Origin of the sequence: Syntrophothermus sp. (assembly GCF_013314835.1) — a bacterium.
Lineage (GTDB): Bacteria > Bacillota > Syntrophomonadia > Syntrophomonadales > Syntrophothermaceae > Syntrophothermus > Syntrophothermus lipocalidus.
In genome coordinates this window covers 34,292-47,330 of sequence record NZ_JABUEX010000022.1, presented here as the reverse complement: position 1 = coordinate 47,330, position 13,039 = coordinate 34,292, and the positions used below count along the sequence as shown (strand labels likewise).

The window sequence follows — 13,039 nt, the reverse complement described above, 5'->3', positions numbered from 1 at the left end:
CTTCTAGTGTCGCGGGGTAGCTGCCCTGAAAATAGGATCTATTTTCATTCTCCAGTGGTGACCCGGAGGAGAGCCATAGATGTCTGCCTCAATCAGCCTCAAATCTCTTAAAGCAGCCTTGCTAGTATGTCCCGAGCCGCGACTACACCGGAAACGCTGGCCTGAACCAACCCGCGAGTGACACCTGCCCCGTCGCCTACGGCGTACAGCCCTTCTATTTTGGTTCGGAGCCCTGAATCTAACTCTGGACGGGCGGAATAAAACTTTACCTCGATCCCGTACAACAGCGTGTGGTCAGAAGCGATCCCGGGAATAAACCGGTCGAGGGCTTCCAGGGTTTCCTGTATGCCTACCATGTAGCGGTGAGGCAGAACTAAAGACAGGTCACCTGGAACTGCGGCTCGCAAAGTTGGGCAAACTACCCCACGTTCTAGTCGGCTGTAGGTCGAACGGCGTCCTTTTTTCAGGTCTCCGTATCTTTGGACCATTACTCCTCCTGACAACATGTTGGCCAAACAAGCGATGTAGCGGCCGTAGACAATAGGTTTGTCAAAGGGTTCAGTAAAATGCTGACTGACAAGCAGGGCAAAATTGGTGTTATCCGTCCGGCGATCCGCCCAGGAGTGACCGTTTACGGTTACCAGCCCATTGGTGTTTTCCAGAACTACTTCACCATGAGGGTTAACACAAAAAGTGCGGATCTGGTCATCGAAGCTCTTGGAATAATATATGATCTTCGGTTCCCATATGTGATCGGTAATTTCCTGCATCGTGCTGGCCGGTATCTCTACCCGCACACCGATGTCGACCTGATTGTTCTTGAGAACCAACCCCAGTTTTTGAGCTTCGTCGACAAACCACTGAGCTCCTTCCCGACCAGGGGCGCACACCACTACTGGGGCGCGGTAATCTCTTTGTGCAGTGTGGACACCGGCAACCTTTTCTCCGTTCATCAGTATCGTTTCTACCGGTTCGTTGAGATGGATTTCACAGCTTTTTTCTAGGCCTTGTCTAAAATTGACCAGGACACGGTGAGTGTTTTCGGTTCCCATGTGGCGGATGCGGGCTGGAACCAGACGCAGATCGGCGCGGGCAGCCCGGTGTTTGAGGTCTTCAAAGTAATCATCGTCGCAGCCGAAAACCCGGTCAGGGGCGCCATTCTCCACGTAAACTCCGTCTACGTACTCGATTAACTCGGCCAGCTTGTCTTTCCCGATATAGTTGTCCAACCAACCGCCAAACTCGGTAGTCAAAGTCAGTTTGCCGTCAGAGAAGGCCCCAGCCCCGCCCCAACCGCTCATGATGGAACAAGGCTGGCAGTGGCGACAGCTTTCATCTAGATCCATGAGGCATTTTCGTTGTTCGACATCTCTTCCCTTTTCCAACATAAGGACCTTTAAGCCGGAGTTCCTGGTTAATTCCCTCGCACAGAAGATACCGGCGGGGCCGGAGCCAATTATAATGACATCGAAGTCTCTATTCAAAAATCTTTCCTCCTTCAAAGGGCACCTTTACCTTTATATAAAATTATACCATCGGCAAGAAGTTCGGGAATTTACACTAATAGATATATGACATTATTGCAGGGCTTTTGCCGAGCGGGAATAAGTGCGTTTTTTGACACCTCTTGCCCACAAGAATATCATTGTTGTTAGAAACCGGTATTGACCATCGGTGATTGAAATTTACTGGATAGGGGAGCACCTGTATGCAAGGGGGAGAAATTCGGGTTCTCTGCGGGGATGAGCCGTATCTGATAGAAAACCGGTTAAAGCAAATAATCGAAGAAATTCGGAATCAAATAGGAGAGGAACCTGAGTGTGTTTTTAAAGACGGGGACGAGTTGGGAGAGGACGAGCTCTTCGACTTGCTGCATTTTGCTCCGCTATTCGGCTATGTTCGCGTGTTGGTACTGCACCGGCTGCCGTGCCTCGTTTCAGGAGGTCCTAAGAGGTCACGAAAGCCGAGCAATGTTGAACAGATACTGCTCCAATACGTCGGAGCCCCTAACCCTCTTCAGGTTTTGATTTTGATTACACCGTCCTTACCCACCGAAAGCGAGCTTGCAAAGCTTTTGAAAAAGCAGAAAATGGTAGAAGAGATTAAGAGGCTGAACAAGCGGGAGCTACAGTCGTGGGTAAAATCAGAGTTCGCCCAAAGGGGTGTCGAACCAGAGGACAAGCTAGTGGAAGAGATTGCCGGCAGCGGTTGGGACATGTCGGCTTTAGAAAACCAGGTAGAAAAACTGTGTCTGGCCAGTGAGAAGAGGAGACTGAGTACGGCCGAGGCCCAAGAGCTATTGGACCTGCGAGAGGATGTAAAAATATTTGCTTTGAGCGATGCTCTTCTCAACCGTGATCTAGCCGCTGCATACGGAACGGTTTCACGGCTGTTTGCTCAGGGAGAACCTCCCGGATTGATTCTTTATACCCTGACCAAGCAATTCCTCCTTATGGCTGAGGCCAAGGCTCTCAAACAGCAGGGAACGACCGCGTCGGAAATAACCGATGTGTTGAACCTTAAACACGGTTTTGTTGCCAAAAAGCTGCTTCAGGCCGCGGAGAAATTCGGGTGGAGGGAGATAGAGGCTGTTTTTAACTATCTCTTGGAGACGGATAAGGCCTTGAAGGGGTCCGGGGCCTCGAACGAGAAAATGCTGTTCGAGGTTCTGGCGGCTGAGATATGCAAGGTGTAGCGGTGGCTAGTAAATTCTTAAACGGTAGGTGATATGATGGACCAGGGGATGCGAGAGTTCAAGATTTACCGGTGCAACGAAGGTACCAGGGAGGTTGTTATTGACCAGTTGGTAGAAGAGGTGCCGCTCGGCATTTACCTCAACGACGAAGAAATCGTGACTCTTATGTGTACCCCGGAACATGTGGAGGAACTGGCGGTAGGTTTTTTGGTTTCAGAAGGTTTTCTTCGGGAAAGAGACCACCTCATCGGGGTTAAGGTTGATGATTCCCGTAACAGCGCCTATGTTACGGTGAAAAGCAACGGCGTTCAAGCATCGACATTTCTGAAACGGTTCGTTACTACCGGTTGTGGGAAAGGGTCTTCGTTTCACAATCCTGAGGCCGTATGGGGGTTGAAGGTCAAAGACGACGGGTTTAGAGTAACGGGTTCGGTTATTCTAGACTTAATGAGGCAGGCGGAGAGGGAATCAGAACTGTTCGTTAAGACCGGGGCTGTTCACGGGGTGGCTCTGTGTACCCCCTCAGACATCCTGTTATTCAGGGAGGATATCGGTAGGCACAACGCCACCGACAAGATAGTTGGCAGGTGCTTTATAGATGGCATACCTTTGGCAGATAAGATGCTCGTTACTACAGGCCGGGTATCTTCCGAGATAATTATCAAGGCCGCCAAGCTGGGGATAGGGATATTGGTTTCACGTTCGGCTCCTACGGCCTTGGCGGTGGACATCGCACGTAAAACAGGGGTAACGGTGATCGGGTTTGCTCGAGGCAGCCGATTCAATATTTACAGCTTCCCAGAGCGCGTTTTGGAAGGCTGAAACAGGCTGGAAGGGCAGTTCGGAAAAGTGGAGGTGAGGGGATGGACCGGGTTACCTTCAAAGTCAAGGGAATGAGCTGTGCGGCTTGTGCCGCCCGCATAGAAAAGGGATTGGCCCGCCTTCCCGGGGTATGTGAGGCCCGAGTCAACCTGGCGACAGAAGAAGCCTGGGTGGAATTCGAGCCGAGTCAAGTGGACTTTGAAGATATAGTTAAGAAGGTCGAAAAGCTGGGTTACTCGGTTAGTGCCAGCAATAAAGGGGCTACTTATCTCGCTGCAGACGATGAATCGGAATTGGAAGAATACAAGAGGCGACTTGTTTTCGCGGCTGTTCTATCACTGCCCTTTCTGGTGATAATGGCCGGCCACCTGCTAGGGTTAAGGTTGCCAGGGCTGTTGACTTCGTGGTTGACCCAAGCGGTGCTGGCGACTCCCATCCAGTTCGGGGCCGGTTTTCCTTTTTATCGAGGCGCATATCTGGCCTTGAGGGGACGGGCGGCCAACATGGATGTGCTGGTGGCATTGGGGACCAGCACAGCGTATCTGTACAGCTTGGTTTCGTCGTGGCTTATTCCCGGTTCCCATGTTTATTTCGAGGTCAGTGCACTGCTCATCACCTTGTCCTGTTAGGGAAATACCTGAAGAGAAGAGCCAAAGGGCGTACTTCAGAAGCCATCAGCAAGTTGGCCAGCCTGCAGCCGAACATGGCCAGGGTTATAAGGGACGGTAGGGAAATCGAGGTTCCTGTAGCCGGACTGAAAGCAGGTGATGTGGCTGTCGTGCGCCCGGGTGAGCGTATTCCCGCTGACGGGGTTGTGATCGAGGGTTATTCGACCGTTAACGAGTCCATGCTCACAGGTGAAAGCGTTCCCGTGGACAAACAGGTAGGGGATACGGTAGTAGGCGGAACGGTGAACGAATTTGGACACCTGCGGGTGCAGGTAGTTCATGCTGGTGAAGATACGGTTCTGGCCCGGATTATACGGGCGGTAAAGGAAGCCCAGGCTTCGAAGGCTCCTATCCAGCGTTTGGCCGACGTGGTGGCCGGGTACTTTGTTCCGGTGGTTATAACCATTGCGGTTGTGACTTTTGCAGGCTGGTTTTGGTGGGGAGATCCAGGTAACCTGGAACACGGTCTTGTGAACGCAACGGCAGCGCTGGTTATTGCCTGTCCTTGCGCCATGGGATTGGCAACCCCCACTTCGATCATGGTAGGAACGGGGAAAGCCGCGGAGATGGGTATACTGATTCGAGGAGGGGAGCCCCTGGAAAGAGCGAGCAAGGTTGACACCATCGTACTCGACAAAACCGGAACTGTTACCAAGGGTGTTCTTCAGGTTACCGATATCGAGATGGTGCCCGAGGTAGGGATAGAAGAAAAAACCCTTCTGGGAATGGCAGCGGCCTTGGAGGTGATGTCGGAGCACCCGGTGGCCCAAGCCATCGCCAGCGCTGTCATCGAGCGAACAAAACAGACGCTGGCGAGTGATATACGCGATTTCGTGGCGGTTCCCGGAAAGGGGGTTGTGGCCAAGGTAGACTGGAAAACGGTGATGATAGGAACCAGTCGTTTCTTGGCAGAAGCGGAAGTGGACATTCTGCAACTCGGGGAAACCCTTGAGCGGCTGCAGGCTGAGGGTAAGACGACGGCGGTGATGGCGATAGAAGGCATTGCCTCCGCGGTTTTTGGTATTGCGGACACCATCAAAGAGCATTCGAGCGAAGCGGTGCAGAGGCTGAAAGACATGGGAATCGAGGTGTGGATGATTACCGGAGACAGCCGCCGCACAGCCGAATCAGTGGCTGAGCAGGTCGGGATAGAACGAGAAAAGGTTTTGCCCGAAGTTTTGCCGGAAGAAAAGGCCAGGGAAGTAAGGCGGCTACAAGCCCAAGGCCGAAGAGTGGCCTTTGTTGGCGACGGCATCAATGATGCTCCGGCCCTGGCCAGTGCCGACGTGGGAATAGCCATGGGTACGGGAACCGACATTGCTATGGAAGCGGCGGACATCACCCTGGTCAAAGGAGACCTGCGCGGGTGTCCACGGGCTCTGGTGTTGAGTCGAGCTACCATGCGTAACATCAAGCAGAACCTTTTTTTGGGCTTTTATCTACAACCTAATAGGGATTCCGGTAGCAGCTTTTGGATTCTTAAACCCGGTATTTGCGGGAGGGGCTATGGCTCTGAGCTCCGTGTCAGTGGTAACCAACGCTTTGAGGCTGAAAAGGGCGAAGGTTTACTAGTGACAGCCGTTTCAGGATTACTCGTTTGGTTCAAGCAATTCATTCAGGCTTCCGGTGCGATAGCCTTCGAGATCTACCGCTACGTAGCGAAAGCCGGTCGCTTTGATGGCCTGCACGATGTCATCAATTCCGGGTTGTTGGAACAAGCGCACAAGGTCCTGGCGCGGAACCTCGATCCGAGCTACTTCACCGTGACGTCTCACGCGACATAGGGAAAAACCGGCATCCGACAATACCTTTTCGGCTTTTGCTACTTGCTGCAGGGCAAGGGCTGTGATCCTCTGCCCGTAAGGAATGCGCGAGGCGAGACAGGCTTGAGCCGGGCGGTTCCAAGTGGGCAGATCCAGTTTGAAGGAAAGGGCTCGTACATCGTCCTTGGTCAATTGAGCTTCCTGCAATGGGGATTTAATTCCGAGTTCCAGAAGAGCTTTAATTCCGGGGCGGTAGTCAGCAAGGTCGGAGTAATTAGAACCATCGATAACGTTACGAAACTGCCGCTCGGCTGCCAGGCTCAAGAGCTGACGATAGCGCCGCAGCTTGCAGTAGTAACAGCGGTCGGGGGGATTAGTCACAAAAAGGTCGTTTTGGAGCTCGTTGCCTTCGATCACCAAGTGTTGAGCGTCCATTGATTGAGCAAGCTGCAGGGCGTGGGTCAGCTCGTTTTCCGACTGGATTTCCGAATGGAAAGTGACTGCCAATACCTTAGTTCTCCCCAAAACGTCTAAAGAGACCTTTAAGAGTAAAGTGCTATCTGCTCCCCCCGAAAACCCGAGGACAACGCTTTCCAATGATCCAACGATCTCCTGTAATCTTGCTAACTTGGTTTCAAGGATGTGCATACTGCAACAGCTCCTCACATGTACGCAGCAGGATCAGAGTAGCTCGATGGCAAACTTCGGGACTCTTCGTATTTGTGCTTAATTTCAATATCAAGGTATCATGGACAACATCATTTAGACAAGGTGAACACCAAAAACTCAAGGCTCCTTAAAAGGCAGGGTAGAAAGGCAATCCTGGGCTTTCGGGTGACTTAAAACTACTTGTTCTTATTCTTACAGCAATACTTGTTGAACTTTTCGGTAAGGAGCCGTATGTGTTCTTTTTCATCTTTTATGATTCTGGCGAGGATTGCCCGAACGTATTTATCATCTATAGCGTCCAGGTGGCGATGGTACTGAGAGATAGCGTCCTTTTCTCCTTGTATGTCGGCTGCCAACATGTCGCAGATGCCGCATCCATAGTAAATGCGGTCTCCTTTCCACCAACTGATAGTCTGGTTACAGGGTGCTCCGAACTTAGGCTTGCCTCCCAACCTGATAATAGCCTCTGCCAGCATTTCCATGTGGGTCATTTCGACCAAGGCGATACATTCCAAGAGGCTTGCCAGGTCTGGGTAATGTTCATTCAACAGGTGATGGTGATATAGATACTGAGTTATGGCCGACATCTCGCTTATGCGGCCGGCGTGGTCTTCCATTAAGAGTGTGGCATAAAAAGGATTGGGATTTTCGACCATGACCGGCGGATAAGGCAAATGCTCGGCGCACCACCTAGGCTTGTGTTTTTGGGTTTCAACATTCTCATGATCCTGCCTGCTACCGAATCCTTCTGTAGCGGTTGCATATTCTATGCGTATCACCACGACCTTTCCTCCTCTCAACAGTTCTCCTGCAGTAATCTATGTTAAGAGGAAAGAAGAGGTGACAATACCAAAGATTATCAGGAGGTGCTGGTTCTTAAAAAACTAAAAAACCTGTCTTAGTGACAGGTTTTCTCATAAATGATTCTGAGCTGAGATTAAATGACTATCCTTTGCCCGCTTCTTAATCGGTTCCCGCTGCGGACTTAAAACGCTTGGCTAACCTAGACTTCTTTCGAGCCGCCGTGTTCCGGTGGATAATTCCTTTAACTGCGTTCTTATCAATAACGGAAATAGCCTTCTTCAGCTTTTCCTGGGCCAGCTCCAGGTCCTTGCTAGCTAGAGCCGCTTCGAATCTTTTGATGGCGGTTTTCATGGCCGATTTATTGGCAGCATTGCGAAGGCGGTTTTCTTCAGCTTTGCGGGCCCTCTTAGCCGGAGTCTTGCTTTTGGCCAATTTTCCACCTCCTTTTTATCCAAAAGTCAACAAGTTCACTATAGCATTCCTTCACCCAAAATGCAACTGAGGTTGCATAGTTTTTTGACGGTTAAGGAAATCTATGAGTGTAAGAAGGCGAGCAAGTAGTTGACCAATGCCATAATGATGAGTCTGCGAGGACTGTCAGGGTGAAAGGAGGTGAGTTTAGTGAATTGGCTCGGTGCTGTCGTCCGTTTCGTGGTATCAGCCTTGGTTTTGATGGCAGTCGGTTGGTTGCTTCCAGGAATAAAGGTTAACGGGTTTATAGGAGCCTTGATCGCCGCGGCTGTAATCGCTATTCTCGGGTACATCGTGGAGTTGATACTGGGAGAACGGATTTCCCCGCGCAGTCGAGGTATAGTAGGGTTTATTACTGCGGCCGTGGTAATCTATGTGGCCCAGTTTATCGTTCCGGCCTATCTTTCTGTCTCTCTGGTAGGAAGTTTACTGGCCGCGTTTGTCATAGGTTTAATCGATGCATTCGTGCCTACCGAACTAAGGTAGCACATATATAAGTTCCAACTCGGGTTGGAACTTATACATAACTTGTCCTTCGAAAGCCGGATCTGTATCCGGCTTTTATTCTGGCGTTCTGGCGTGGAGCTGTCCAACTTTTCGTAATATTGATGATATTCCTACAATAAGATTTATTGAATGCGGGCATAAGGGGGAGGGGAAAATGAACAGAACCCATTTTTGGCATCTGGTTAAGGGACTAGTTTACGTGCAAGTATTGGCAGCGGTCATAATTGCCGGGATAACTTTTAACCCTAATCGAGGGTTGACCCAGCTGTTCGACTATGCGCTCGCTCTTATGAAAACCCTGCACACTGTTTACGGACTCAACCTGACGACAGAAACCGCTGAAACCGTGTTTTCCCAGTCCAGCGTCGTGTTAGCATCTCCTTCGCCTTTAGTACCACCTGGCGTTTATGGATGGTTACGCGTATTCTTTGCAGGTCCAGAAGACATGCTCTTTTCCCATATTCAGGCTATGGCTAACGTTCAGGGGTCGAAGCTCGACTCAATATCTGAAAGTGAGAATAATGTTGATTCTCCACCTCAAGCTGTTTCAAATGACGAGAGTGTCAATAAGGAAGAGGCAGCTGACTTGAAAGGAACAAAATTGGCTTTTTACTGTACTCATAACGGGGAATCGTATCGCCCCGACTGCGGCGAATCACGGCTCGAGGGGGAGGAAGGCCATGTCAACCTAGTAGCAGCCGCCCTTCAAGCCGAGACAGCGAAGCGGGGTTTTACCTCATTTCACGTCAAAACTGTACACGATTACCCGGATTTTGCGGCTTCCTATGCCAAGTCCCGCCAGACCGTCCAGAGTTTATTAGAGGAACATCCGGATCTTGCTGCAATATTTGATGTACATAGGGACGCTTATCCCCAGGCACGCCCCGATTCTATAGAGATTAACGGGAAGAGTGCAGCTCGAATACTCATAGTGGTAGGTACTGACGAGAGGAAACCTCACCCTAACTGGAGGAAGAACGCAGAGTTTGCGCAGGTTATCTATGAAAAAGGGGAAACTATGTATCCGGGCTTAATTAAGCAAGTGCGATTCAAAGCCGGAACCTACAACCAAGAATTCCATCACCATGCGCTTCTCGTGGAGTTCGGCAACGACCAAAACTCTTTGAGCGAGGCCTTATATTCGGCTCAATTGTTTGCAGACATACTGTACGAGGTGTTCAAGGAGGGTGAACGGTAACGTGCAACTCGCCATCCGGTTTTGTTTGGTACTGGTTATTGTGTTTCTGTGTGTTGAAGGGCTCAATGTGGCGGCACACGCGACTTCCGCGATGACCTTAGAGGAAGAGGGTCCAGTACTGGCGTGGTCGATAGGGCAAAAGGGGGAGGTGGTATTCACTTGTCTTGGCGAGAACCGGAGCTTAGAAACCGGCGAGATAAGAGGAGTATACAGGAGGCTGGAAAGGGTTTTATCTCATTGACCGTGGCTGGGACGAATCTCGGTCACGGTTTTTGCTGATCAAAAGGTTGAGGGAGGACTGTTAACGGTTATGGAAGGATGATAGATTGAAGACAGTAGCCGAAATTAGGTATAATTGACAGCGTAACCTGAAGTCAGCGGCTGATACCGAATGTTTTGGGGGTCTAAGCTTGCGAGAGAGGATAAGGAATTTCTGTATTATTGCCCATATCGACCACGGAAAGTCCACTCTGGCTGACCGCTTGTTGGAGTTTACCGGAGCTTTGTCGGGAAGGGAAATGCGAGACCAGTTTCTCGACCAGATGGACTTGGAACGGGAGCGTGGTATAACTATCAAGTTACAGCCGGTTAGGTTGCGCTATGTAGCGGACGATGGGCAGGAGTATATTCTAAATCTTATTGACACTCCCGGTCACGTGGATTTCACCTACGAGGTGTCCAGGAGCCTGGCTGCCTGCGAAGGCGCTTTGCTGGTAGTAGATGCTTCACAGGGTATCGAGGCGCAAACCCTGGCCAACGTGTACCTGGCCATGGACCAGAACCTGGAGATAATCGGAGTTATAAACAAAATAGACCTGCCAAGTGCCGACCCGTCCCGTGTTGCTCAGGAAATGGAGGACGTATTGGGGCTTGATAAAGAGGAGGTTATACTGATTTCGGCCAAGATGGGAATCGGCATCAAGGAAGTGTTGGAAGCAGTGGTGAATAAGATCCCGGTTCCCAGGGGAGAGCCTGAACAGCCATTGCGAGCGCTTATCTTTGACTCTTATTTCGATCCTTACCGCGGAGCTATTTCGTATCTACGGGTTTTTGAGGGCAGAGTGAAGCGAGGAGACCGTATCCGCATGATGTCCACGGGCAAGGAGTTTGAAGTCACCGAGGTTGGCGTGTTTTCGCCTTTTATGAAACCTGTTGAGGAATTGGGCCCTGGTGAGGTGGGTTACCTGGCAGCCGGCATCAAGAATGTTCGAGATACGCGGGTCGGTGATACCATAACCTTGGCCGAAAACCCAGCGTCAGAAGCTTTGCCGGGGTACCGCCAAGTGAAGCCGGTGGTGTTTTGCGGTCTGTATCCCGTAGAAAACAGCCAATTCGAGCATTTGAGAGATGCCCTGGAAAAGCTGCGGCTCAACGACGCTTCTCTCCATTTTGAACCGGAAACATCAGAGGCGCTGGGCTTTGGCTTCCGTTGTGGGTTCTTAGGTCTGTTGCATATGGACATTGTAAGAGAGCGTTTGGAAAGAGAATATGACCTGGAGCTGATTGCCACGGCTCCCAGTGTCGTATACCAGGTTCACCTGACCAGCGGTGAGGTGGTAGGTGTCGAGAACCCGGCCAAATGGCCAAATCCTCAGTTTATTGTCAAAGTGCAGGAGCCGGTAGTCAGAGCGGTTATTATGATGCCTGATGACTATATTGGTGGGGTTATGGAGCTTTGTCAGGAGAGGCGCGGGCTGTTTAAAAACATGGAATACTTGTCCCCACACCGGGTTATGCTTACCTACGAGTTACCTCTGGCTGAGATCATCTACGATTTCTTCGATGTGTTGAAGTCACGAACCAGGGGATACGCATCGTTTGACTATGAAGTAATAGGCTACCAAGACTCTGACCTGGTGAAACTAGAAATACTGCTGAACGGGGAACCGGTTGATGCCCTTTCGGTTATCGTTCACCGGGAAAAGGCGTATATGCGGGCAAGAGGGTTGGTAGAGCGGTTACGGACTATCATACCGAGACAGTTGTATGAAGTTGTTATTCAGGCGGCCATCGGCAGCCGGGTAATTGCCCGCGAATCCATCAAGCCCAAGCGCAAAGATGTTTTAGCCAAGTGCTATGGTGGTGACGTCACCCGCAAGAAAAAGCTATTGGAGAAACAGAAAGAAGGAAAGAAAAAGATGAAGCAGATCGGCCGGGTGGAGGTTCCAAAAGATGCTTTTATGTCTGTTCTAAGCGTTGAATCTGAGAAGAAATAAACGGGCTTCGATGCTGGCAAAAGACCTGGGCCGGGCAGTTGTTTCGTCGGGTGTAGATGTTATGGAGGAAGGTATCGGATTTGCCTGCAAGCATCTATGTGCATATTCCGTTTTGCGTGAGAAAGTGTCGCTATTGCGATTTTTATTCCGTGTCTTACCACGAAGAATTGGTTGCTCGATACGTTAAGTGCTTGTGTGGGGAGATAGAAGAAAGAGCCCAGGATCTGCAACAGGCTGAGGCCGTCAGAACATTGTATCTTGGGGGAGGAACTCCTAGCCTGTTGGATCCGGCTTACGTGGCCACGATTATCGACAAGGTAGGGTCGGTTTTCGGGATACTGCCGGAGGCAGAAATAACCCTGGAGGTTAATCCTGGTACCGTCAACTTGAAGAAGATGGCCTCGTACCGGCACGCTGGTATCAACCGGGTGTCCTTGGGTGTGCAAAGTTTCTTCGACGACATCCTTCAGTGGCTAGGGCGTTTGCACAGCCGACAGGATGTAAAAACAGCTTTTGATGTATGCTTGAAAGCCGGTTTTGACAACATCAGCATCGACTTGATTTATGGGGTGCCTGGGCAAGACTTAAGCCGATGGAGGGAGGGCTTGGACAATGCTCTAGCTCTGAATCCTCAGCATGTGTCGGCTTATCTTCTCCAGCCGGAGCCAGAAACCCCGTTAGGCCATTTAATAGCCACAGGGGAAGTGGAGCTACTTTCCGAAGAAGAGGAGCTGGCCCAGTACGAGTTGGCGGTCGATGTTCTCACCGGGGCGGGATATCGACATTACGAATTATCGAACTTCGCCCGGCCTAGATACGAATGTTGCCACAACTTGAATTATTGGCAAGGGGGACAGTACCTCGGAATAGGCGCAGGGGCGGTTTCTTTCTTGAAGTTAAATAGATACCAAAACGACCCAAATGTAGACGCTTACATCCAGAGCTTGAGCGTAGCTAATCAGCCCCCGAGGTCAATGCTGGAATGTTTGAACGAAGAAGGTATTGTGCGCGACCGGATTGTGCTCGGTTTGAGGTTAATCGACGGAATTGATGTTGAAGAATTGAAGCGTTCATACGAAGTTGACTTTTCTTTGCTGTTCGGATCTTCAGTCGACAGGCTTATAGAACTGGGTTTAATAAAAAGGAAAGGCAGCAAATTGTGCCTTTCAAGAAAAGGTTATTTCCTTTCGAACGAGGTTTTTCGCGAGTTTCTCTAAAAAGGAGCT

The 13,039-nt window shown here is 50.5% G+C and carries 12 protein-coding genes and 1 pseudogene; 9 read left to right on the top strand and 4 right to left on the bottom strand.

Annotated features, from left to right (window positions below):
* Positions 1-107: 107 nt before the first annotated feature.
* Complete coding sequence (locus HPY90_RS08465; RefSeq protein ID WP_287193582.1) at positions 108-1,484, bottom strand: NAD(P)/FAD-dependent oxidoreductase; 1,377 nt, start codon at positions 1,482-1,484, stop codon at positions 108-110.
* Between the two features lie 224 nt (positions 1,485-1,708).
* Between HPY90_RS08465 and holA the strand changes: the two genes are divergently transcribed.
* The 4 genes and pseudogenes from holA to HPY90_RS08445 all read left to right on the top strand — a co-directional run.
* A complete protein-coding gene (gene holA / locus HPY90_RS08460) occupies positions 1,709-2,695 on the top strand; it encodes a DNA polymerase III subunit delta (RefSeq protein WP_273699316.1) in 987 nt (328 codons plus the stop codon).
* A 33-nt stretch (positions 2,696-2,728) separates the two neighbouring features.
* The gene (fdhD, locus tag HPY90_RS08455; protein WP_273699317.1) at positions 2,729-3,517 is read left to right on the top strand and encodes a formate dehydrogenase accessory sulfurtransferase FdhD; all 789 of its coding nucleotides are present in this window, start codon (positions 2,729-2,731) and stop codon (positions 3,515-3,517) included.
* A 41-nt stretch (positions 3,518-3,558) separates the two neighbouring features.
* Entirely contained in the window at positions 3,559-4,146 is a 588-nt protein-coding gene (locus tag HPY90_RS08450) for a cation transporter (protein ID WP_273699318.1), read from the top strand.
* A pseudogene (locus HPY90_RS08445) lies at positions 4,080-5,564 on the top strand (copper-translocating P-type ATPase); the annotation flags it as partial. The gene HPY90_RS08450 and the pseudogene HPY90_RS08445, both read left to right, overlap by 67 nt.
* A gap of 210 nt (positions 5,565-5,774) precedes the next feature.
* Here the strand turns inward: HPY90_RS08445 and larE are convergent.
* The 3 genes from larE to rpsT form a co-directional block, all read right to left on the bottom strand.
* Entirely contained in the window at positions 5,775-6,596 is an 822-nt protein-coding gene (gene larE / locus HPY90_RS08440) for an ATP-dependent sacrificial sulfur transferase LarE (protein WP_287193576.1), read from the bottom strand.
* A gap of 197 nt (positions 6,597-6,793) precedes the next feature.
* The gene (locus HPY90_RS08435) at positions 6,794-7,396 is read right to left on the bottom strand and encodes a ferritin-like domain-containing protein (RefSeq protein WP_013175821.1); all 603 of its coding nucleotides are present in this window, start codon (positions 7,394-7,396) and stop codon (positions 6,794-6,796) included.
* A gap of 184 nt (positions 7,397-7,580) precedes the next feature.
* Entirely contained in the window at positions 7,581-7,853 is a 273-nt protein-coding gene (rpsT, locus tag HPY90_RS08430; RefSeq protein WP_013175820.1) for a 30S ribosomal protein S20, read from the bottom strand.
* 189 nt (positions 7,854-8,042) lie between these two features.
* Here rpsT and HPY90_RS08425 point away from each other — a divergent pair, with 189 nt between their 5' ends.
* The 5 genes from HPY90_RS08425 (at position 8,043) to hemW (ending at position 13,030) form a co-directional block, all read left to right on the top strand.
* Complete coding sequence (locus HPY90_RS08425) at positions 8,043-8,378, top strand: phage holin family protein (RefSeq protein WP_013175819.1); 336 nt, start codon at positions 8,043-8,045, stop codon at positions 8,376-8,378.
* A gap of 175 nt (positions 8,379-8,553) precedes the next feature.
* A complete protein-coding gene (gene spoIIP, locus HPY90_RS08420; protein WP_287193569.1) occupies positions 8,554-9,597 on the top strand; it encodes a stage II sporulation protein P in 1,044 nt (347 codons plus the stop codon).
* Entirely contained in the window at positions 9,587-9,838 is a 252-nt protein-coding gene (locus HPY90_RS08415; RefSeq protein ID WP_287193567.1) for a hypothetical protein, read from the top strand. The genes spoIIP and HPY90_RS08415 overlap by 11 nt, the downstream gene beginning before the upstream one ends.
* 169 nt (positions 9,839-10,007) lie before the next feature.
* Positions 10,008-11,813, top strand: a complete 1,806-nt coding sequence (lepA, locus tag HPY90_RS08410) for a translation elongation factor 4 (RefSeq protein WP_287193565.1) — start codon at positions 10,008-10,010, stop codon at positions 11,811-11,813.
* A gap of 80 nt (positions 11,814-11,893) precedes the next feature.
* A complete protein-coding gene (hemW, locus tag HPY90_RS08405; RefSeq protein ID WP_287193562.1) occupies positions 11,894-13,030 on the top strand; it encodes a radical SAM family heme chaperone HemW in 1,137 nt (378 codons plus the stop codon).
* Positions 13,031-13,039: the final 9 nt, after the last annotated feature.